This is a genomic window from Pantoea sp. CTOTU46764, from assembly GCF_031974595.1.
In the GTDB taxonomy this organism is placed as follows: Bacteria; Pseudomonadota; Gammaproteobacteria; order Enterobacterales; family Enterobacteriaceae; genus Pantoea; species Pantoea trifolii.
Genome location: NZ_DALYOQ010000059.1, coordinates 2,641 through 23,223 on the forward strand (window position 1 = coordinate 2,641; position 20,583 = coordinate 23,223).

Here is a 20,583-nt window from a genome sequence, read left to right on the forward strand (position 1 = left end):
CCTCGATTCACTGCGCGCCATCGATCCGGAACTGGTGAAGACAGCGGTAAGCGGCCCGCGCCTGCAGCATTGCCTGTTTGAACATGGTCAGAATCAGGAGATCGTAGGTTTTGTACGTGAACTGACGCAGTAATTTCCTGGGTTTTACGTAGGGTGCGCATTCATGCGCACCTGGTAAAGTGGTCGCCACAAACGGCGACCCTACGCCAAAACCCCGTTATCCTGCCTGCTTGCATCCACCAGCATCTGCGTATAGGCCACCTGCGCGCGATTGTGAACCAGTGCATCGACATCCAGCGTCTCCAGCACTTTGCCGTGCTGCATCACCGCCACGCGATGGCACAGATGCGCCACCACGCCGAGATCGTGCGTCACCATCAAATAGGTTAGCTTCTCCTGCTGCTGCAAATCGCTGAGCAGATTGAGGATCTCCGCTTGCACCGACACATCCAGCGCCGAGGTTGGTTCATCCAGCAGCAGCACACGCGGTTCCAGAATCAGCGCGCGAGCAATCGCTACGCGCTGGCGCTGGCCGCCAGACAGCTGGTGCGGATAGCGGGTTTGCCACGCGCGATTGAGTCCGACCTTCTCCAGCATGGCGATAACGCGCTGCTGGCGCTGACCGATGCCGTGAATCTGCAGCGGCTCCTCAAGAATATCGCCGATGGTGTGACGTGGATGCAGCGATCCGTACGGATCCTGAAACACCATCTGCACGCTGCGGCAGCGCTCGCGTGCGATACGATGTTCGAGCGGCACGCCATCAATCGTCAGCTCGCCGTGCCAGTGGGTGAACAGCCCGGCAAGGCACTTCAGTACCGTGGTTTTGCCCGATCCTGATTCGCCGACCAGGCCAAAAATTTCACCCTCGCGAATCGATAAATTAACGTCGAACAGCACCTGATTGCGCCGCTCCTCCTCACCAAAACTGAGGTTGAGATTACTTACGCGGATCATCTCGTTCATCATTGCTCCTTAGGGTTGCAGCCAACTGGCCTGACGTTGCAGCACCGGCAGACGGGCGCGACGCTGATCCATATCCGGCAGCGCGGCGAGTAAGCCTTGCGTATAGGGATGCTGCGCCTGATCGAGCTCGCAGGCCGCCAGCGATTCCACCACGCGCCCGGCATACATCACCAATACGCGGTCACAGAAACGCCGCACCAGATTGATATCGTGACTGATAAAAATCAGCCCCAGACCGCGCTGTTTAACCAAATCGTCCAGCAGCGCCAGCACCTGCAGACGCACCGACACATCCAGCGCCGAAGTGGGTTCATCGGCAATCAGCAGTTCAGGATCGGTAATCAGCATCATGGCGATCATCACGCGCTGCCCCTGACCGCCGGAAATTTCGTGCGGATAGCACTGATAGATGCGGCCCGGATCGCGTACCTGCACCACTTCGAGCATCTCCATCGCTCGCTGCCGCGCAACCTCGCGCTGGCCGGGATGATGACTGCGCCAGGCTTCAGCAATTTGCTCGCCCACGCGCACCACCGGATTCAGCGAGTATTTCGGGTCCTGCATAATCATTGAGATGCGCTTGCCGCGAATGGCGCGCATTTGGGCTGGCGTGGCGCGCAGCAGATCCACGTCACCAAACTGCATGCGCTGTGCCGTGACCTGCGCGCTGCGCGGATGCAGTTGCAACAGCGCGCGGCCCACGGTGGATTTGCCGGAACCGGATTCGCCGACAATCGCCAGTTTCTCCTTGCCCAACTGGAAGGAGATGCCGCGCACGGCGGGCGTCACCAGTCGGCCATTGACGAAATTGACCTGTAAATCCTGCACGTCAAGCAACGGTGCAGCGCTATTCGCTGCGGGGATCGAGGATGTCACGTAAGCCATCTCCTAAGAAGTTGAACGCTAAGCTATTGATCAGAATCGCCAGACCCGGCACCGTCACTACCCACCAGCACTCCAGCATGTAAGTGCGGCCGCTGGCGATCATCGCACCCCATTCCGGATCTGGTGGCTGCGCGCCCAAACCGAGAAAACCCAGTCCGGCAGCGGTCAGGATGATGCCCGCCATATTCATGGTGATGCGGATGATTACCGACGGCAGGCACAGCGGCACAATGTGCTTCCATAAAATGCGCAGCGAAGAGGCGCCCTGTAAGCGCACCGCGGAGACAAAATCAGCCTGGCGCAGCGACAGCGCTTCGGCGCGCGCCAGTCGCGCAATAGGCGGCCAGGCGGTGAGGGTAATAGCGATCACCACATGCTCCAGTCCCGGACCGAGCGCGGCGACAAACGCCAGCGCCAGCACCAGGCTCGGGAAGGAGATGAAGATGTCGGTGACGCGCATCAATACGCTATCGACTTTGCCGCCGAAGTAACCGGCGGTGACGCCGAGCAGCAAGCCCAGCGGGCCCACGGTAATCGACACCAGCAGCACGATATACAGGGTGATGCGCGCGCCCCACACCAGACGGCTGAAGATGTCGCGGCCAAACTCATCGGTGCCAAACCAGTGCTGCGCGTTGGGCGGCGTCAGCGCATTGTTGAGATCCTGAATCAGCGGATGGTAGGGCGCGATCCACGGTGCGAACAGCGCCACCACCAGCAGCAGCAAAATGATGCCGCCGCCAATCGCGGTTAACGGATTGCGCGCCATCTGCCAGAGAAAATGGCCGATGCGCGCGCCGGTGCGGCGACAGCGCGCCAGCCGTTCGCGCGTCTGGCTGGCTAACGGCGTATCGAGAGAAATCGTCATACTTTGGTCCTCGGATCGAACACCTGATAGAGCAGGTCAGAGAGAAGATTGAGCAGCACGAAAATCAGGCCGACCACCAGCACGCAGCCCATCACCGCATTCATATCGCCGAGCATCAAACTGCCGGTGAGATAGGAACCAAAACCGGGCCACGAGAACACGGTTTCAATCAGCACCGCGCCCTCCAGCAGCGAGCCGTACGCCAGCGCCACCACCGTCAGCAGCTGCACCAGAATATTGCGGAACGCGTGCTGCCAAATCACCTGCCATTCGCTGAGGCCTTTCACCCGTGCCGTCAAAATGAACTCCTGCGACAGCTGCGCCAGCATAAAGCTGCGCGTCATACGGCTGATGTAAGCCAGCGAGTGAAAGCCGAGCAGCGATGCGGGCAGAATCAGGTGATTGAGCGCATTGCTGAATACCGTGAAGTTGCCGACCAGCAAGGCGTCGATCAGCAGAAAACCGGTGCGACGCGGCACAATGCCATCGAGACTGAAATCGACACGGCCCGCGCCGCCAACCCAGCCGAGATGGGCATAAAACAGCAACAGGCCGACCATACCCACCCAGAAGATCGGCGTGGAGTAACCCGCCAGGCTGATGATGCGCACCAGATAGTCAATCACGCTGTTGCGGCGCGCCGCGGCCCACACGCCCAGCGGGACGCCGAGGCCGGTACCAATCACAATCGCCAGCGTTGCCAGTTCCACCGTGGCCGGGAAGACGCGCAGGATATCGTTGATCACCGGTTGTCCGGTCAGCAGCGCCAGCCCGAGGTTGCCGTGCAGCAGGCCTTGCAGATAGATGCCAAACTGCACCCACAGCGGTTTATCGAAGCCGAGTTGGTGATAAACCTGCTGATAGGTGTTGTGATCGGCATCCGGCCCGACAATCGCCAGTACCGGATCGAGCGGCATCACGCGGCCAATAAAGAAGGTCAGCAGCAGCAGGCCAAACAGCGTGATCGCGACCTGCACGCTGCGGCTACGCAGGCGTCGCCAGTGGCTTTTTGTTAGCTTCATTGGGCACCTCCCGCCAGGCTATCTGGCGTTTTCCATACGTCACGCAGGAAAGTGGTGGCCGACGGATGCGGCACGTAATCCTGCACGCGATTGTTCACCACCACCGAATCGGTCATTTGCGAGATTGGCATCAGCGCCGGAATCAGCTGGTCGTAACGTTGCTGGATGGCGAAGTAATCCTGCTGCTGCTGTTTTACATCGCGCTCCAGCAGCGCTTTATCGATCATGCTGTTCAGCTGTGCGTCATAAAAACCGGTGCGCCAGCCCTGAAAGTTGGTGAGTCGCGCGCTGTCGGCATTATTCGGGTTATACACCAGCGCACGCAGGCTGGAGTGCGGATGCGGCTCCACGCCGCTGCCGCCGCGTCCTACCAGCAGGTTGAACTGGCGTTCGCGCATTGCACCGTAAATCTGGTTGCCGGTGCCGGTGATGATTTTGGCGCGAATCCCGCCCTGCATCAGCGTGGACTGAATCGCGATCGCGACATTGAGGAACGGCTGATCGGCCAGCACGCGCAGCGTGGTATCAAAACCGTTGGGATAACCGGCGGCGGCGAGCAGCGCTTTAGCGCGTGGCACATCCAGCTTGTAGCCCGGATCGGGCAACGTTGCCGGCATGCCGGATTGAATCGGTCGCTGATGCAGCGTGCCGTAACCGGCCATCAGCGTTTTGTTAATTCCCTGATAATCCACCAGATAGCGCAGTGCTTCACGCACCTGCGGATTGGCGAAGTGATTGTCCTTCATGCTCATCGCCAGGTAATAGATCGTGCCTTTTTGTACCGCGTCGATGGTGAGGTCGGGATCGTGGCGCAGCGCTTTCACATCGGGGATCGCCATGTTGCTGGCGATATCGAGATCACCTTTCTCCATCATCAGGCGCAAGGTTTGCGACTCCTGCAGATGACGGAACACTACGCGCGTCAGCTTCGGCGCACCGCGCCAGTAATGGGCATTGCGGCTGATGCGCAGCACATCTTTGGCCTGCCATACATCCAGGCGAAACGGTCCGGAACCCGCTTCGTGGGTGGTAAGCCAGCGATTGCCCCAATCGTTATTCACCGCCTGCGCCTGCACGGTTTTACTGTCGAGCACCACCATGCTGCCGAGCGCCGCCAGCGAGTAGAGCACCAGCTTGGGATCGTTAGGCTTGGGCAGGCGAATCACCACCGTGCGCGCGTCCGGCGCGGTGATCATCTGATCCACGTTCTCTTTACTGAAGCCGTATGATTTCCATACCGACGCCTGCGCCAGATTGAGGTGCAGCACGCGGCGCATCGACCAGATCACATCGGCGCTACTCAATGGATTACCGGAGTGGAAGGTGACATTGTCACGCAAATGGAAGGTGAGTTGACGGTTGTCGGGGCTGATTTCCCAGCGCTCCGCCAGCGCGGGGCGCACGTTGGTGAGCTGCTGCGGATCTAACTCAACTAAACCGTCATAGAGATTGACCACAATGCCGACCACTTCGTTGCCGGTCATGGCGGCGGGATCGAGCGTGAGTAAGTTGTTCATGTTCATGCCCACAATTAGCTGGTCGTCTGGCGTGGACGCCAGTAGCGACGGGCTACAGGTGAGCAGCAGCAGCGCGGCGCACCACGCTCTGCAGGGGTTCATCAGGTTCATAAGCAAAGTCCAGCAGGTCAGAGGTTTATAGTTTTTTGCCGTACTGCTTGTGTTGGGCGCTTACCAGCGATTTAGCGTGTGCGTCTCAATCCACGCAAAATTGATGTCCTCCCCAAGTCCAGGGCGCGTTGGCAGATGCACAAAACCGTCGGCATCCATCGGATCAACCAGCGCGTTGAGATAGGCGGGTGGCTGTTCGTAATCAAGGAACGGATGCAGCAGACCGCGTTCGTACCAGCGGCAGTTGCGGATGGCGCCCACTACCGCGATGCTGGCGGCGCCGTTGCCGTGCACTTCGCAATCCATACCAAAGGCTTCAGCCAGGCTGGCGACTTTCATGGTGGCGGAGATGCCGCCGACGCCGTTCGCACCGGCGCGCAGAATGTCGCAGGCACCGGCACGCACCCAATCGGCGCGGCTGTGGTGTTTGCCGCCGAGACTTTCCGGGCCGAGCACGTCAATGCTGAGGTTTTCCGCCAGCCAGGCGTACGACGCCATGCTCTCCTCTTCCATCGGCTCTTCGAACCAGGCGAAATTGAGTTTTTCCAGCGCTTTACCGATGGTGAGCGCATCGCTGCGGCTGTACCAGTGATAGCCGTCGAGCATCAGGGCGATGTCTGGACCAACCGCTTCGCGCACCGCAGCGCAAGCTTTGATGTCCATTTGTGGACTTGGCGCGAACGACACCGGCGGCATCCAGGTGTGCAGTTTGATGGCCTGATAACCGCGCGCCACCAGCTTTTCGGCAAACCGCGCATATTCATCGGGCGTGGATAATCCGCCTTCCAGCTCATCGCCACACATGGTGCTGCCGTAAGCAGGAATTTTCTCGCGATAGCCGCCGAGCAACTTATGCACTGGCTGCTTGAGTTTGCGGCCAATCAAATCCCACAGCGCCTGTTCCACCGCCGACAACGCGCGTTCGGTGAGTTGATGGGCGCTACCGCGCTGCCAATGCACCAGATCCTGCCACAGACGTTCGCGATCAAAGGCGTTTTGCCCAATCAGCACTTTGCGGAAGAAGGCATTCACCACGTGCGGACGAATCACTTCGGCCGGGGCGAAGGCGTAGCCGCAATCGCCATCTTCGCTGGTGAGGGTCAGCAGCGCCATTTGCGCATCGGTCTCTGCGCCGGGATGCGAATGTCCGGCGCTATCAGAGACGCGGCGCGTAGGGTAGCTAAACAGGGTGACATCAATGGCACTGATCTTCACGGTAACTCCTCCTTCAACTCGGTAACTTGCCCAGCAGGGCATTAACGTAAAAAATAAAACGCCGTTTCATTTTGTAATTTAGCGTTCACATTTTGTTTACGCATTAGCCAAAGCGCGGGATAGCGCGGCGATCAATTGGGCATTTGCCCGGTGCGCTGTGAGGGTTTTCACGAAAGAAGGGCATTTTGTGAGCGATTGCACAGTGGGAAAAAGCGGAGGGAATGTAAAAAAATGTGTCTCCGGGGCTTTTCATTTGCTGTCAGCCAGGTAATAGTGACGCCGCGAAATTTTAATAATAATCATTATCATTCCGGGTAGATCAAATGAAAAAATGGCTGTTTGCACTGGGGTTACTGGCGGTGGCGAGTCACGCTTCTGCTAAAACGATTACCGATGTGGCTGGACGACAGGTTGAAGTCAAAGAAGAATCCAAACGCATTATTCTCGGCGAAGGGCGCCAAATGTATCTGCTGGCGGCGTTTGATACCGCTGCGCCGTTCCAGCGCGTGGTGGGCTGGCGCGACGATTTCCATAAAGCCGATTACGACGGCTATATGGCGTATGAGAAAAAATATCCGCAGATCAAAAAGCTACCGACCTTTGGTGGCGCGAAAGATGGCACCTTTAACGTCGAGCAGGCGCTGACGCTGAAGCCGGATTTAGTGCTGATGAACCTCGAATCTAAAGCCGCGACCGATGAAGGCAAGCTGATCGAGAAGTTACAAGCGGTGGGCGTGCCGGTGGTGTTTATCGACTTCCGTGAGAAGCCGATGGAACATGCTGAGCAAAGCATCCGCATTATGGGCGAGCTGGTCAACAATCCGCAGCGCGCCGAAGAGATCGTGGCGTTCCGTCGTGCGCAAATCGCCAGGGTGACCGATCGCCTGAAGAACTTTAACGGCACGCGCCCGAAAGTGATGATTGATCGCGCTGGCGGCTATACCGACGAGTGCTGCATGTCGTTTGGTAACGAAAACTTTGGTCAGATGGTGGAACTGGCGGGCGGCAGCAATATTGCCAAAGATCTGATTCCAGGCACCTTCGGCACCCTCAATCCAGAACAGATCATCGCCAGCCGTCCCGATGTGGTGGTGGTGACGGGCGCGAACTGGAAAAACTACAACACCGTTGGCAAATGGGTCGGCGTGGGTCCCGGTGCAGATGTAAAAGAGGCGACGGCGCGTTTACAGCTGCTGATGATGCGTGATGCCTTCAAAACGCTGCCGGTCGCGCACAACGGTAACGCGCATGCCATCTGGCATCAGTTCTACGACAGCCCATATCAGTTTGTCGCGATTCAGGCGCTGGCGAAGTGGCTGCATCCTGAACTGTTTGCCGATCTCGATCCGGACGCCACCTTCCGTGAGTTCCACGAAAAGTTCCTGCCATTGCCGTATCAGCCGGGTTATTGGGTAAGCCTACCGGCAGATAAGTCTTAAGTTTTAATATGTTAGATAAGTGTTAAACGTTACTGTTTATCTTTACTAATATTTCACAGGTGGTGGCACGTTGTTTCAGAAAAGCGAAACGCGTGCGCCATCTGATGTTAATACGGTAAAAGGGAGAGAGTAATGTTTCATACCTCAGGAAGATCGGTGTTCGGTGTGACGTTGTATACGCTGCTGGAACCGTTGCCGCTGGGCTTTTTTGTTGCCGCCTGGTTTTTCGATATCCTCTATTTGCAAACCTTCGTCATCATGTGGACCAAATCGGCCAGCTGGCTGATCACCATTGGTCTGGTGCTGGCTATCCTGCCACGATTAATCAGTTTGGTTTATTTATTCCGTGGCGCGCGGCCGAATGAGAAAACCCATTTCTGGCTGTCGCTGCTGGCAATCGTACTGGCGGTGGTGAATGCCTTTATTCACAGTCGCGATGCGTACGCGGTGGTGCCACTGGGCGTGACGCTTTCGACGTTGGTGGTGGCGCTGCTGCTGATCGCTAACGTGCAGCTGGTGTTGCGCGAACGCCGCACGCAAGGAGGTCGCGTATGAAACACTTACTCAGCGCGGTAGCCATCGCGATGCTGCTCAGCGCCTGTGACGACGGGGCGCTGATCGATCCTCAAAAGCAAATTGGCCCAAATCCTGAACTGCCACAAGCGCAGAACTTCTTCATGCCGCCGATGCAGGTGCCGGAAGGCACGCCGTGGAAAGCCGGTGAAATGCCGAAAGTGGCGGATGGGTTGAAGATCGAAAAGATCGCCGACAATCTGCAGCATCCGCGTCAGGTGTTGGTGCTGCCGAACAATGACGTGCTGGTGGCGGAATCCAATGGCACACCGAAACCGACCACCGCGCCAAAGCAGCTGATTATGGGCATTGTGCAGAAAGCGTCCGGCAAGGGCGGCGAGGGCGGCAATCGCATCACCTTGTTGCGGAACGTTAACGGCAAATGGGAGCAACATCGCTTTATCGACAACCTGACGGCGCCGTTTGGTATGCAGCTGGTGGGCGACACGCTATATGTGGCGAACGCCGATAGCCTGGTGAAATTCCCGTATCACACCGGGCAAACCGAGATCCGCACGCCGCCGGTAGAAGTGACCGAACTGCCGGGCGGGCCGATTAACCATCACTGGACCAAATCGCTGCTCGCCAGCCCCGACGGCAGCAAGCTGTATGTCGGCGTGGGATCGAACAGTAACGTGACGGAAAACGGTATTGGCGAAGAGTATCGCCGTGCGGCGGTGCTGGAAGTGGATGCGGCCAGCGGCGCCAGCCGGATTTATGCCAGCGGCCTGCGCAATCCAACCGGCTTACAGTGGGAACCGCAGAGCGGCAAGCTGTGGGCTGTCGTCAATGAACGTGATGAGATCGGTTCGGACTTAGTGCCGGATTACCTGACGTCGGTGCAGGACAAAGGCTTCTACGGCTGGCCGTACAGCTATTATGGTCAACATGTCGATGAACGCGCGCAGCCGCAAAGGCCGGATCTGGTTGAGAAGGCGATCAAACCAGATTACGCCCTGAGCTCACACGTTGCACCGCTCGGCTTGTTGTTCTACGGCGCGGATAATATGCCGCAGTATCGCGGCGGCGCGTTTATCAGCGAGCACGGCAGCTGGAACCGCACGCCGCTCAACGGCTATCAGGTGGTGTGGGTGAAATTCGAGAATGGGAAACCGGTAGGGCAGCCACAGCCGGTAGTGACCGGTTTCCTGACCGACGATCAGAAGCAGGTGCGCGGTTTACCGGTGGGTTTAGCCACCGATCAACAGGGCGGCGTGTTGGTTGCCGATGATGCGGGAAATACCATTTGGCGTATCAGTTCCGCCAGATAATTAATCGCGGGTAATAAAAAAGGATTTGGCATTAAGCCAAATCCTTTTTTTTATGTTCGCTAACCGGCTGGTAACCGCGCCGCAAACGGGGTGCTCAGCACTCCTCACACAGGCGATAATAAAATGTGCGGCGATATATTTCAAGTTTTGCCATAATACTGTATGGTTATACAGGTGTTGAGTGACGAGCGAAGCCTTATTGTTTTTCTGATGACTCCAGGGGCGCGGATAGTCAAATCCCGGCAGGTTCCAGGTGGTGCTGGCCTGTGGCTTTTACAATGAGAGCCGCTCAGCACTCCTCACAATTGTGCTTAGGCGGTCGGCGGGTGGAGTCAAAGCCCCGGCCGCTGAAAGGCGCGCTCCTCTCAGAGGAGAAGGAAAGTGATGGAACTTGTTCGATTGCTGCTGGACATCGTCCGCATCATTCTTCAAATCATCGTTGCCCTTTTGCAACTGACCGGTCAGGCACACTGATCGGAACTTGAGACAAGGCGGAGCTCACCCCTCCGCCTTTTTTCGCGTGGATCAAAGTCCGCTGCGCTAAAAACGCTACTATCCTCAACTCATTCTGTAGTGCGAGGAAGTGCATCATGGCAATTATGTTCGGGCCGATTAGCGCGCCGGTGACGTTCAGCGACGTTGAACCGGTTTTTCTCACCGATGACACGCTGCAGGCGCGTAAAAACGCGCTGCTGGCGGGCATGCAGCGCGAGGGTTTTGACTGGCTGGTGATCTATGCCGACAAGGAACACGGCGGCAATTTCGAATATCTCACCGGATTTATCCCGCGTTTCGAAGAAGGGCTGCTGCTGCTGAATCACTCCGGAGCTTGCACGCTGGTGCTGGGCAACGAAAACCTCAAAATGGCGCGTTTTTCACGCACACCGGCCGCGCTGCTGCACACGCCATACTTCTCGCTACCCAATCAGCCCATGGACAATGAAGCGCCGCTGGAAAGCCTGTTCAAAGACGCTGGCTTAGCCAACGGCCATAAAGTCGGGCTGGTGGGCTGGAAGATGTTTACGCCTGCTGCGGGTAATGGGCGAGCAATGTTTGATTTGCCGTATTTTATCGTCGACGCCATTCAGCGCACGCTTAGCAATAACGCCATATTAGAAAATGCCATCCACTTGTTTATTGGCGATCACGGCGCGCGCACCACCTGCAATGCCAATGAAATCGCGCATTACGAATATGGCGCAAACCTCGCATCAAATTGCATGCTGGACGCGCTGAATGCCATCGAAGTGGGCGTGCGTGAAATCGAGTTGGGCGCGTTACTGCACGCCGAAGGGCAATGCAACACGGTGGTGACCATCGCCGCGACCGGCAGTCGTTTCGACAAGGCGAACCTCTATCCAACTTACAAAAAAGTGCAGCGCGGCGATCCGCTCTCGCTGACCACCGCTTTCAAAGGCGGGCTCTCCAGCCGCAGCGGTTTTGTTATTGCCGAGCAAAGCGAACTGCCGTCAGCTCAGCAAGATTATCTGGATCGCATCGCCAAACCCTATTTCTCGGCGGTGGTAGCGTGGCTGGAAAATATTCGCTGCGGCATGAGCGGCGGGGCACTGTATGCGCTGGTCGAGCAGGTGTTACCAAAAGAGCGCTTCGGCTGGCATCTCAATCCAGGACATCTGGTGGCGGACGAAGAGTGGATGTCTTCGCCGATTTATCACCATTCCAGCGAATTGCTCAAGAGCGGCATGATACTGCAAATTGATATCATCCCATCGGTGCCAGGCTACAACGGTGCCAGCGCCGAAGAGTGCGTGCTGCTGGCTGATGCGGCGCTACAAAGCGATATCCGCAATCAATATCCGGCGTTGTGGCAGCGCATCAAAACCCGCCGCCGTTATCTGCGCGAAACCATCGGCATTCAGCTCAGCGATGAAATCTTGCCTTTATCGAATAGCGTGGCGTATTTAAGACCGTTCTTTCTGGCGAAGGATTTGGCGTTGAGCGTGGTGAGTTGATGTAATTAGTTGAGGTCGCCATGAATGGCGACCCTACAAAATCGTGCTCAATGTAGGGTCACCATTTATGGTGACCCAAAGGCTCCTTTGACGAGCTTTCAGCCCTTGTATTTAATGGCTTCGATCAATTTCTCAAACGCGGCGGTGTGCTGTTTGCGGCTTGGATAGTAGAGATAATATCCACTAAACGGTTCAGTCCAGTCTTCAAGCAGGCATTGCAGTTCGCCGTTGGCGATGTGCTGTTTAACGGTATCCTCGGGGACATGGGCGATACCCATGCCGGACAGTACCGCATCAATACGCGAAGCCAGATTATTAAATATCAGCTGCCCTTCAACTTTAACGCGAATATCTTTGCCATCTTTGCTGAACTCCCAGCTATATAATCCTCCCAGCGTAGGAAGCCGCATATTAATGCAGTTGTGATTCTGCAATTCGTAGGGCGTGGCGGGAATGCCGTGCTTTTGCAAATAGTCACGCGATGCAACAGTTACCATTTTCCAGTCCGGGCCGATTCGCACCGCCACCATATCTTTCTCAATGCTTTCACCCAGTCGCACGCCAGCATCGAAACGTCCGCTGACAATATCCGTTAAGGTGTTATCGACAGAGAGCTCAACATTCACTTCCGGATAGGCTTGCAGAAACGGTTTCAGCAGCGGCCATAATGTGGAAGACAACGCATGTTCACCGGCGGTAATACGAATATTCCCCGACGGCTTGCCCTGATTATCGGCTAGTTGCAGCAGGGCTTTCTCGATATCGGCCATCATCGGTGCCACGCTCTGAATCAGGTTTTCCCCTGCTTCGGTCGGTGCGACACTGCGTGTGGTGCGCGTTAATAAACGCGTGTTTAATCGCTCTTCAAGACCGCGGATCGAGTGGCTTAACGCCGATTGCGACACGCCTAATTTGGCTGCTGCACGCGTGAAGCTACATTCGCGCGCCACCATCACTAAATAGATCAGGTCGTTGAAGTTTTCCCGCAGCATGTGGTTGACCTTATTACTGTCGTGGCGTCAAAAGAGGACACGCAAATTAGTTAGGCGGATTGTTGGTGGCGTAAAGCGGCCAGGATTCAAACAGATAGCCGTCGAAATCGATATCATCAACGTCTGAGAACTCCAGCAGCCGTTGCTTCACGTTTTCCAGATGTTGCCACATCGCCAGTTTGGCGGCGCGCGCGTCTTTTTTGATCAGCGTCGCGAGGATCTTTTTGTGATCGTCGAGCCACTGTTTACGGTAATTGTTGTTAACCAGGTGGCGATGCAGTTGGCTCCACATCACGTTATCTTCGCGCCATTGCCAGGATTGCTTGAACAGCTCAACCAGCATGCTGTTGTGCGTGGCTTCGGCAATCGCCAGATGGAAATCACGATCGCCGTTTTCACTTTGGTTGACCGCACCGGAAGCCAGCTCTTTCTCTTCCAGCTCCAGCGCCTGGCGCATCTTCATGATGTCTTCACGCGTGGCTTGCAGCGCGGCAAACTCAGCGATATTGCTCTCCAGCAGCTGGCGCGCCTGCAACATCTCAAAAGGTCCGGCATCGTTGCTGGCCTTGTGAAGCGAAACGGGCTGTTGCGGCGAGTCGTGAATCACGTAGATGCCCGCACCGCGACGCACCTCGATTAATCCTTCGAGCTCCAGCATGATCAGCGCTTCACGCACCAGCGTGCGCGTCACGTCCAGCAGCGCGGCGAGTTCGCGCTCCGGCGGCAGACGTTCGCCCACCGCATACTGCTTCTGGGTGATCATCTGGCGGAGCATTTCCCCGACTTCCTGATAAGGGCGCTGTGCTGAAGTTTGAGTTTTCATCGTGCTCTTTTCTGTGTGTTAAAGGATTCACAACCTCTGATACAGCCTCACTCAGAGACGCGCACTATAGCATAGCGAATAAGAATCGGCCTGGTCACGACGTGCAGTGTCAGGCCTTCATTACTAAGCGTTAAGTGCGAAATAGCGTTCGGCATTATTGAAGCAGATGTCGCGCAGCATGCTGCCAAGCATCGGCTCATCATGCGGCACAATGCCCTCTTGCACCCACTGCGCCATCAGATTACACAGAATACGGCGGAAGTATTCGTGGCGCGTGTAGGAGAGGAAGCTGCGCGAATCGGTCAGCATGCCAACAAACTGGCTGAGTAAGCCGATTTGCGACAGCTGCTCCAGCTGACGCAGCATGCCGTCGCGCTGATCGTTGAACCACCAGCCGGAGCCAAACTGCACTTTGCCAGCGATACCCGCGCCCTGAAAGTTGCCCGCCATGGTGGCCAGCACTTCGTTATCGCGTGGATTGAGGCAATAGAGAATGGTTTTCGGCAGCTGATCGTTGAGGTCCATCGCATCCAGCAGGCGCGCCAGCGGCCAGGCGATATTGTTATCGCCAATCGAATCAAAGCCGCTGTCTGGCCCAAGCTGGCGGAACATGCGCGTGCTGTTATTACGAATCGCGCCAATGTGCAGCTGCATCACCCAGCCGCGCCGCGCATATTCACTGCCGAGCCACACCAATACTGCGCTGCTGAACTGGGCGATTTCCAATTCATCCAGCACATCGGCACGGCGACGTTTCGCCAAAATTGTATCGAGCACGCTGTCGTCAGGCACCGGCGCAAAGCGCAGGGTTTCGATGCCGTGATCCGATGCGCGACAACCGTGAGCGGAGAAGTGGTCAAGGCGACGTAACAGCGCGCGGCGTAACGCATCGAAGCTGTCGATGGCGACATCGGCGGCGGCTTCCAGACGCCCAAGATAGTCGATAAAACCCTCCAGCTCGATCTTAAAGACTTTGTCCGGACGCCAGCTCGGCGCAACGTCAATATCAAAGCTGCTGTCATCGGCGATTTGGCGGTGATAGCGCAGCGAATCAACCGGATCGTCGGTGGTGCCGACCATGCGCACCTTCATCTGGCGCATGATGCCGCGCGCGGAAAATTCCGGCGTCGCCAGTTGTTCCGCGCAGCGCTGCCAGATAGCAGGCGCGGTGTCCGGGCCAAACAGTGTATCGGTGATGCCAAACGGACGACGCAGCTCAAGGTGCGTCCAGTGATAGAGCGGGTTACCCAAGGTTTTTGGCACCGTTTGCGCCCACGCGAGATACTTGTCGTAGTCGCTGGTGCTCTTGCCGGTAATTAACGATTCATCCACGCCGGCAGCACGCAGCGCGCGCCATTTGTAGTGATCGCCTTCCAGCCAGATTTGGCCGAGGTTGGCGAAGCGACGATCTTCAGCAATCTCCTGCGGATTGAGGTGACAGTGATAATCGTAGATCGGCATGTCCTCAGCGAAGTCGTGGTACAAGCGCCGCGCGATGTCGCTCTGCAGCAGAAAATCTTCATCCATAAAGCGCATTATTGGGCTTCCTGAGCAAAATAGGCGCGGTGGATCGCCAGTTCGACGCCGCGAATTTCAGCCAATCCTTTCAGTCGACCAATCGCCGAGTAGCCGGGATTGGTTTTCTTCTTCAGGTCATCCAGCATTTGGTGGCCGTGGTCGGGACGCATTGGAATCAAATCTTCCTCGCCCGCAGCTTTACGGCGCTGTTCCTCTTCGGCAATCGCCTTGATCACCGCAAACATATCCACATCGCCACCCAAATGCGCGGCCTCGTGGAAGCTGTTGGGGTTCTCTTCCCGTTTGGTGGAACGCAGATGCGCGAAGTAGATGCGCGGGCCGAAGCGTTTGACCATGCCAGCTAAATCATTCTCTGCCAGCACGCCGTACGAGCCGGTACACATGGTGAATCCGTTGGCGGGGCTGCTGACGGTATCGATCATCCACTGCAGATCGTCGGCGTTGGAAACAATGCGCGGTAAGCCAAGAATCGGGCGCGGCGGATCGTCCGGATGCACCGCCATGCGCACGCCCACTTCTTCGGCCACCGCGACAATGGCGCGCAGGAAGGTGGCAAAATTCTCACGCAGTTCGGCTTTACCGATGCCTTCATAACGCGCCAGCTGGGCGCGGAATTGATCCAGCGTGTAACCTTCCTCTGCGCCCGGTAAACCGGCGATGATGTTACGCATCAGGCGGTTACGGTGCTCTTCACTCATCGTCGCAAAGCGTTCAGCGGCCTGGGCGATCTCTTCGGCGCTGTAATCCTGCTCCGCACCGGGACGTTGTAGAATGTGCAGTTCAAACACCGCGAACTCAATCTGATCAAAGCGCAGGGCTTTCGCGCCATCCGGCAGCAGATATTCGAGATCGGTGCGCGTCCAGTCGAGGATCGGCATGAAGTTGTAGCACACGGTTTTGATGCCGCATTGCGCCAGGTTGCGCAGCGACTGCTGATAGTTGCTGATCCAGTGCTGGCAGCGGCCGCTGCCGGTTTTGATCTCTTCATGAATCGGCACACTTTCCACCACCGACCACACCAAACCTGCGGCTTCCACCAGCGCCTTACGCTGCATGATTTCGTCGACTGACCACACTTCGCCGTTGGGGATGTGATGCAGTGCGGTGACGATGCCGGTTGCGCCCGCCTGGCGCGCATCGGCCAGAGAGACAGGATCGTTGGGGCCGTACCAGCGCCAGGTCTGCTTCATGCTGTTACCTCACTCACGATTGGTTGACCAATATTCCTTGCTAGCGTGTTGTTTCAAACATTCACCACGCGATTCGCGGTTAAAACTCTGCTATTTGTCCGGTTAAGTCAACCTGGTGAGTGTTTTTGGTTAACCAGATCACATTTGCGACATCAAGCTGGCGACCACTTTTCGCAACTGTGGTTCACTCCTGGCGAATGGTCATAGATGATTCACTTAGGGAGAACCCGATGAACCGCAGTTTAAATCCAGGGATAACCGCCGCAGGCACCAAACGCACCTTCCGCCATATGCGCTGGTGGGTGCTGGTGCTGTTCTTAGCCGGCGTGACGGTCAATTACATCACGCGTAACTCGTTAGGACTGCTGGCCCCAGAGCTCAAAGACAGCCTTCACATCACCACCGAGCAATATTCCTACATCGTCGGTGCCTTCCAGCTGGCCTATACGTTCTTCCAACCGATTTGTGGCTGGTTGATTGATGTGATTGGCCTGAAAGTAGGCTTCCTGATCTGCGCCTCGGTGTGGGCCATCGCCTGTTTATTCCATGCTGGAGCGGGCAGTTGGCTGCATCTGGCGATTCTGCGTTTTGTTATGGGCAGCGCAGAAGCCGCTGCCACGCCAGCCAACGCCAAAGTAATTGGTGAATGGTTCCCGAAAAAAGAGCGTCCTATCGCCGCGGGTTGGGCGGGTGTCGGATTCTCCCTCGGCGCTATGCTGGCACCGCCGATTATCTACTTTGCCCATGCGGCGTTTGGCGGTTGGCAGGGCGCATTCCTGTTCACCGGCGCGCTGGCACTGGGTTGGGTGTTGCTGTGGTGGTGGCTGTATCGCGATCCCGATCAACATCCTAATTTGTCGAAATCCGAACTGGACTTTATCCGCCAGGACAATGAACCACCTGCGGTGAAACTGCCATTCTTTGCCGCGTTGAAAACCGTATCGAAGAACAAGCGTTTCTACGGCATTGCCATTCCGGCATTCATGGCCGAACCGGCGTGGGGCGTACTGAGTTTCTGGGTGCCGCTCTATCTGGCAAAAGAGCTCGGCATGGATCTGAAACAGATCGTCATGTTCGCCTGGCTGCCATTCCTCGCCGCCGATCTCGGCAGCGCTGCCAGCGGCTATCTGACGCGCCTTTACACTAAGATCTTTGGCTTCACCCAGGTCAATTCAGTGGTCGCCAGTTCGGTAACCGGAGCCTTCCTGATGTTGTCACTGGCTGCGGTGGCGGTGACCAAAGACCCGTATGTGGCGATTGCACTGATTTCGATTGGTGGCTTCGGTCATCAGATCATCTCCTGCATGCTGAGCGCGCTGGTGGTGGAGAAGTTTGATAAAGGCCAGATGGCTACCGTCAACGGCATGCGCGGCTCGTTCGCGTGGATCTCCAGCTTCCTGTTCTCACTGCTGATCGGCGTTACCGCCGACACCATTGGATTTAATCCGCTGTTTGTCGCCATGGGCTTCTTCGACCTGATTGGTGCGGTCTTCCTGATTGCTTTTATTGCTGAACGTCGCGCACAGCGCGCCTGAAAAGAGTAGATAACGATGAAAACGTTAAAAAATTGGTCTTTAGCCGGATCCGATGCGCACCACGTGGCGTTAACCGTCGACGGCAAACACAGGCTGTGTCTGTATGTGCTGGAAACGGGCATGTTCCGCGTGGTGATTAAACGTCAGGGCGCGTATAGCCTTGACCGCACCTGGAGCATCGCCCCAGAAAGCGACGTGCCGTGGGAAGGGCGTCAGCGCGACAGCCTGGCCGGCTTCGCTTTGCCATCGTTCACGCTGGAAGAAGAGGGCGACACGCTGGTGGTCGCCACCGATAAGCTGCGGGTGATCGTCCATCAACCGCTGGCGCTGGAGTGGCAATATTGCGACAGCCACGGCGCATGGCAGCTGCTGACCTGCGACCGTCCAACCAGTGCTTATCAAATCAACGCGCACGGTGACGGCGTGGCGCACTATCAGTGCCGCATGAACGACGATCGTTATTACGGCCTCGGCGAGAAAAGCGGTGATTTGCAGCGTAACGGCCAGCGCTATGAGATGCGTAACCTTGATGCGATGGGCTACAACGCGGCCGCGACCGATCCGCTGTATAAGCATGTGCCGTTTACCATCACGCGCCGCACCGACGTCAGCTTTGGTCTCTATTACGATAATCTCAGCAGCAGCTGGTTTGATTTGGGTAATGAGCTCGATAACTATCACAAGCCGTATCGCCGCTGGCAGGCCGAAAGCGGTGATATCGACTATTACCTGTTTGTTGGCGACAAGGTGCTGGATATCACCAAAGCCTTTGTGCGTCTGACCGGTAAAACGCTGTTCGGCCCGAAATGGAGCCTTGGCTACAGCGGTTCAACCATGCATTACACCGATGCGCCGGACGCACAAAATCAGCTGATGAACTTCATCCGCCTGTGCGAAGAGCACGATATTCCGTGCGATTCGTTCCAGCTTTCGTCCGGTTACACCTCGATTAACAACAAGCGCTACGTGTTCAACTGGAACCACGACAAAGTGCCGCAGCCGGAAGTGATGAGCCAGGCGTTTCACGACGCGGGCTTGCGCCTTGCCGCTAATATCAAACCGTGCCTTTTGCAGGATCATCCGCGTTACAACGAAGTAGCGGAACAAGGCCTGTTTATCCGCGATTCGGAAGAGGATGCGCCTGAGCGTTCGGTGTTCTGGGATGACGAAGGTTCACATCTGGATTTCACCCATCCGCAAGCCGTCGCCTGGTGGCAGGAAAACGTCACCAAACAGCTGCTGGAAAAGGGCATCGATTCCACCTGGAACGATAACAACGAATATGAAGTGTGGGATGGCGAAGCGCGCTGCCACGGTTTCGGTACGCCGATTGCCATCAAGCACATTCGCCCGGTGATGCCGCTGCTGATGATGCGCGCCTCCATGGAAGCGCAGCAGCGCTTTGCGCCAGAAAAGCGCCCGTTCCTGATTTCCCGTTCGGGCTGCGCCGGTATGCAGCGCTATGTGCAAACCTGGAGCGGCGATAACCGCACCAACTGGACCACGCTGCGTTACAACATCCGCATGGGATTGGGCATGAGCCTGTCCGGGTTGTACAACGTGGGACATGATGTGGGTGGCTTCTCCGGTGATAAGCCAGATGCAGAACTGTTTGTTCGCTGGGTGCAGAATGGCGTGATGCATCCGCGTTTCACCATTCACTCGTGGAATGACGATCACACCGTCAATGAACCCTGGATGTATCCGGCGGCTACGCCTGCGATCCGCGCCGCGATTGAACTGCGTTATCGTCTGCTGCCTTATCTCTATACGCTGCTGTGGCAGGCGCATGCTGACGATGAACCGATGCTGCGTCCGACTTTCCTCGATCATGAACAGGATGCGCAGACGTTCGCCGAGTGCGATGAGTTTATGCTGGGCCGCGATCTGCTGGTGGCCAGCGTGGTCGAGCCCGGTCAGCGCCAACGTCGTTTGTGGCTGCCTGACAACCAAACCGGCTGGTATGACTTTGCCAGCCAGCAATGGTACAGCGGCGGTCAATGGATCACGCTGGCAGCACCGCTGGAAACCCAGCCGATGCTGGTGCGCGCCGGCGCGGGCTTACCGCTCAGCGAGCGCCTGCGTCATGTTGATGCTAAAACCGACGATCGCCGCACTTTGCAGCTGTTCCCGCTGAAAGGCAAAGGCGTCAGCCACGGTGTGCTGTTTGAGGATGATGGCGAAAGCTGGGGTTATCAGCAGGGCAATGCGCTATGGCTCAACTGGGAAATGCGCAGCGATGCGGAGGCAATCCACCTCAACTTCCAGCGCAAAGGCAGCTTCCAGCCGGCCTGGCAAACGCTGAACGTGATGTTGCCGCCGGGTGAACAGCGCCAGCTGTTTATTGATGGCGTAGCGGTGGATAAGGCGCAGGCAGAAGCGGTGTTAGCGGATATTGCTGCGGCGTAATCTTTGTTATGGGTCGCCCTGAATGGCGGCCCTACATCAATATTGTATTCGTAGGATGCGCATCAATGCGCACCTGGAATAAAGCCAATAGGTCAGTCAATTAACTCTTTCGCCCGCGCCAATAGAAACGCGGTAACCGTTGTCGCGTCGCTGATCTTTCTTGCCAGAATCAGTTCAAGAAACGCATCGATTTTAATTTTCTTCGCGGTTAGTTCCACCTCTTCCGCATCCAGATTTTGCCCCTGATTCGCCATT

At 56.7% G+C, this 20,583-nt stretch carries 17 protein-coding genes and 1 pseudogene; 7 read left to right on the top strand and 11 right to left on the bottom strand.

Features of this window, described 5'->3' with window-relative positions; translation table 11 throughout:
• A pseudogene (locus RTM06_RS17120) lies at positions 1–133 on the top strand (hypothetical protein); the annotation flags it as partial.
• 68 nt (positions 134–201) lie between these two features.
• Here RTM06_RS17120 and RTM06_RS17125 read toward each other — a convergent pair.
• From RTM06_RS17125 to RTM06_RS17150, 6 genes are read right to left on the bottom strand one after another with little or no spacing between them, the layout of a single operon-like run.
• The gene (locus tag RTM06_RS17125) at positions 202–957 is read right to left on the bottom strand and encodes an ABC transporter ATP-binding protein (RefSeq protein WP_312183806.1); all 756 of its coding nucleotides are present in this window, start codon (positions 955–957) and stop codon (positions 202–204) included.
• An 18-nt stretch (positions 958–975) separates the two neighbouring features.
• The gene (locus RTM06_RS17130) at positions 976–1,842 is read right to left on the bottom strand and encodes an ABC transporter ATP-binding protein (RefSeq protein ID WP_312183775.1); all 867 of its coding nucleotides are present in this window, start codon (positions 1,840–1,842) and stop codon (positions 976–978) included.
• Complete coding sequence (locus RTM06_RS17135) at positions 1,814–2,719, bottom strand: ABC transporter permease (protein ID WP_176972282.1); 906 nt, start codon at positions 2,717–2,719, stop codon at positions 1,814–1,816. Before RTM06_RS17135 ends, RTM06_RS17130 begins: the two co-directional genes overlap by 29 nt.
• A complete protein-coding gene (locus RTM06_RS17140; RefSeq protein WP_008110051.1) occupies positions 2,716–3,741 on the bottom strand; it encodes an ABC transporter permease in 1,026 nt (341 codons plus the stop codon). The genes RTM06_RS17135 and RTM06_RS17140 overlap by 4 nt, the downstream gene beginning before the upstream one ends.
• Positions 3,738–5,369, bottom strand: coding sequence for an ABC transporter substrate-binding protein (locus RTM06_RS17145; protein ID WP_312183778.1), 1,632 nt, complete (start codon positions 5,367–5,369; stop codon positions 3,738–3,740). The genes RTM06_RS17140 and RTM06_RS17145 overlap by 4 nt, the downstream gene beginning before the upstream one ends.
• Before the next feature lie 60 nt (positions 5,370–5,429).
• Positions 5,430–6,584 carry a mandelate racemase family protein gene (locus RTM06_RS17150; protein WP_256696395.1) on the bottom strand — a complete coding sequence of 385 codons (1,155 nt, stop codon included), beginning with the start codon at positions 6,582–6,584 and terminating at the stop codon, positions 5,430–5,432.
• A gap of 323 nt (positions 6,585–6,907) precedes the next feature.
• On the opposite strand from RTM06_RS17150, the gene RTM06_RS17155 reads away from it, so the two are divergent.
• The 4 genes from RTM06_RS17155 (at position 6,908) to RTM06_RS17170 (ending at position 11,840) form a co-directional block, all read left to right on the top strand.
• Positions 6,908–8,023 carry an ABC transporter substrate-binding protein gene (locus tag RTM06_RS17155; RefSeq protein WP_061720099.1) on the top strand — a complete coding sequence of 372 codons (1,116 nt, stop codon included), beginning with the start codon at positions 6,908–6,910 and terminating at the stop codon, positions 8,021–8,023.
• A 132-nt stretch (positions 8,024–8,155) separates the two neighbouring features.
• Complete coding sequence (locus tag RTM06_RS17160) at positions 8,156–8,578, top strand: DUF2231 domain-containing protein (RefSeq protein ID WP_008110043.1); 423 nt, start codon at positions 8,156–8,158, stop codon at positions 8,576–8,578.
• The gene (locus tag RTM06_RS17165) at positions 8,575–9,867 is read left to right on the top strand and encodes a sorbosone dehydrogenase family protein (protein ID WP_312183781.1); all 1,293 of its coding nucleotides are present in this window, start codon (positions 8,575–8,577) and stop codon (positions 9,865–9,867) included. Before RTM06_RS17160 ends, RTM06_RS17165 begins: the two co-directional genes overlap by 4 nt.
• 590 nt (positions 9,868–10,457) lie before the next feature.
• The gene (locus RTM06_RS17170) at positions 10,458–11,840 is read left to right on the top strand and encodes a M24 family metallopeptidase (protein WP_312183783.1); all 1,383 of its coding nucleotides are present in this window, start codon (positions 10,458–10,460) and stop codon (positions 11,838–11,840) included.
• Between the two features lie 98 nt (positions 11,841–11,938).
• On the opposite strand, the gene RTM06_RS17175 is transcribed toward RTM06_RS17170, so the two are convergent.
• The 4 genes from RTM06_RS17175 to uxuA all read right to left on the bottom strand — a co-directional run bounded on the left by RTM06_RS17175 (position 11,939) and on the right by uxuA (position 16,384).
• Positions 11,939–12,832: a LysR family transcriptional regulator gene (locus RTM06_RS17175; protein WP_312183785.1), complete on the bottom strand. Its 894-nt coding sequence runs from the start codon at positions 12,830–12,832 to the stop codon at positions 11,939–11,941.
• Between the two features lie 46 nt (positions 12,833–12,878).
• The gene (gene uxuR, locus RTM06_RS17180) at positions 12,879–13,655 is read right to left on the bottom strand and encodes a Uxu operon transcriptional regulator (RefSeq protein WP_256696401.1); all 777 of its coding nucleotides are present in this window, start codon (positions 13,653–13,655) and stop codon (positions 12,879–12,881) included.
• 123 nt (positions 13,656–13,778) lie between these two features.
• Positions 13,779–15,194 (bottom strand): glucuronate isomerase, encoded by a 1,416-nt coding sequence (gene uxaC / locus RTM06_RS17185; RefSeq protein ID WP_312183808.1) that lies wholly within the window; start codon positions 15,192–15,194, stop codon positions 13,779–13,781.
• On the bottom strand, positions 15,191–16,384 hold the full coding sequence (uxuA, locus tag RTM06_RS17190) for a mannonate dehydratase (protein ID WP_061720093.1): 1,194 nt from the start codon (positions 16,382–16,384) through the stop codon (positions 15,191–15,193). The genes uxaC and uxuA overlap by 4 nt, the downstream gene beginning before the upstream one ends.
• 230 nt (positions 16,385–16,614) lie before the next feature.
• Between uxuA and RTM06_RS17195 the strand changes: the two genes are divergently transcribed.
• On the top strand, positions 16,615–17,919 hold the full coding sequence (locus RTM06_RS17195) for an MFS transporter (protein ID WP_312183790.1): 1,305 nt from the start codon (positions 16,615–16,617) through the stop codon (positions 17,917–17,919).
• Between the two features lie 15 nt (positions 17,920–17,934).
• Positions 17,935–20,328, top strand: coding sequence for a glycoside hydrolase family 31 protein (locus RTM06_RS17200; RefSeq protein ID WP_312183792.1), 2,394 nt, complete (start codon positions 17,935–17,937; stop codon positions 20,326–20,328).
• Between the two features lie 92 nt (positions 20,329–20,420).
• Here the strand turns inward: RTM06_RS17200 and RTM06_RS17205 are convergent, their stop codons facing one another.
• A complete protein-coding gene (locus RTM06_RS17205; RefSeq protein WP_312183794.1) occupies positions 20,421–20,582 on the bottom strand; it encodes a hypothetical protein in 162 nt (53 codons plus the stop codon).
• Position 20,583 lies beyond the last annotated feature (1 nt).

What these genes read in the sequence shown, in the direction of transcription:
- RTM06_RS17125 (WP_312183806.1), bottom strand. Translation starts at nt 957, where the DNA reads ATGATCCGCGTAAGTAATCTCAACCTCAGTTTTGGTGAGGAGGAGCGG.
- RTM06_RS17135 (WP_176972282.1), bottom strand. Translation starts at nt 2,719, where the DNA reads ATGACGATTTCTCTCGATACGCCGTTAGCCAGCCAGACGCGCGAACGG.
- RTM06_RS17140 (WP_008110051.1), bottom strand. Translation starts at nt 3,741, where the DNA reads ATGAAGCTAACAAAAAGCCACTGGCGACGCCTGCGTAGCCGCAGCGTG.
- RTM06_RS17145 (WP_312183778.1), bottom strand. Translation starts at nt 5,369, where the DNA reads ATGAACCTGATGAACCCCTGCAGAGCGTGGTGCGCCGCGCTGCTGCTG.
- RTM06_RS17155 (WP_061720099.1), top strand. Translation starts at nt 6,908, where the DNA reads ATGAAAAAATGGCTGTTTGCACTGGGGTTACTGGCGGTGGCGAGTCAC.
- RTM06_RS17160 (WP_008110043.1), top strand. Translation starts at nt 8,156, where the DNA reads ATGTTTCATACCTCAGGAAGATCGGTGTTCGGTGTGACGTTGTATACG.
- RTM06_RS17165 (WP_312183781.1), top strand. Translation starts at nt 8,575, where the DNA reads ATGAAACACTTACTCAGCGCGGTAGCCATCGCGATGCTGCTCAGCGCC.
- RTM06_RS17170 (WP_312183783.1), top strand. Translation starts at nt 10,458, where the DNA reads ATGGCAATTATGTTCGGGCCGATTAGCGCGCCGGTGACGTTCAGCGAC.
- RTM06_RS17175 (WP_312183785.1), bottom strand. Translation starts at nt 12,832, where the DNA reads ATGCTGCGGGAAAACTTCAACGACCTGATCTATTTAGTGATGGTGGCG.
- uxuR (WP_256696401.1), bottom strand. Translation starts at nt 13,655, where the DNA reads ATGAAAACTCAAACTTCAGCACAGCGCCCTTATCAGGAAGTCGGGGAA.
- uxuA (WP_061720093.1), bottom strand. Translation starts at nt 16,384, where the DNA reads ATGAAGCAGACCTGGCGCTGGTACGGCCCCAACGATCCTGTCTCTCTG.
- RTM06_RS17195 (WP_312183790.1), top strand. Translation starts at nt 16,615, where the DNA reads ATGAACCGCAGTTTAAATCCAGGGATAACCGCCGCAGGCACCAAACGC.
- RTM06_RS17200 (WP_312183792.1), top strand. Translation starts at nt 17,935, where the DNA reads ATGAAAACGTTAAAAAATTGGTCTTTAGCCGGATCCGATGCGCACCAC.
- RTM06_RS17205 (WP_312183794.1), bottom strand. Translation starts at nt 20,582, where the DNA reads ATGGCGAATCAGGGGCAAAATCTGGATGCGGAAGAGGTGGAACTAACC.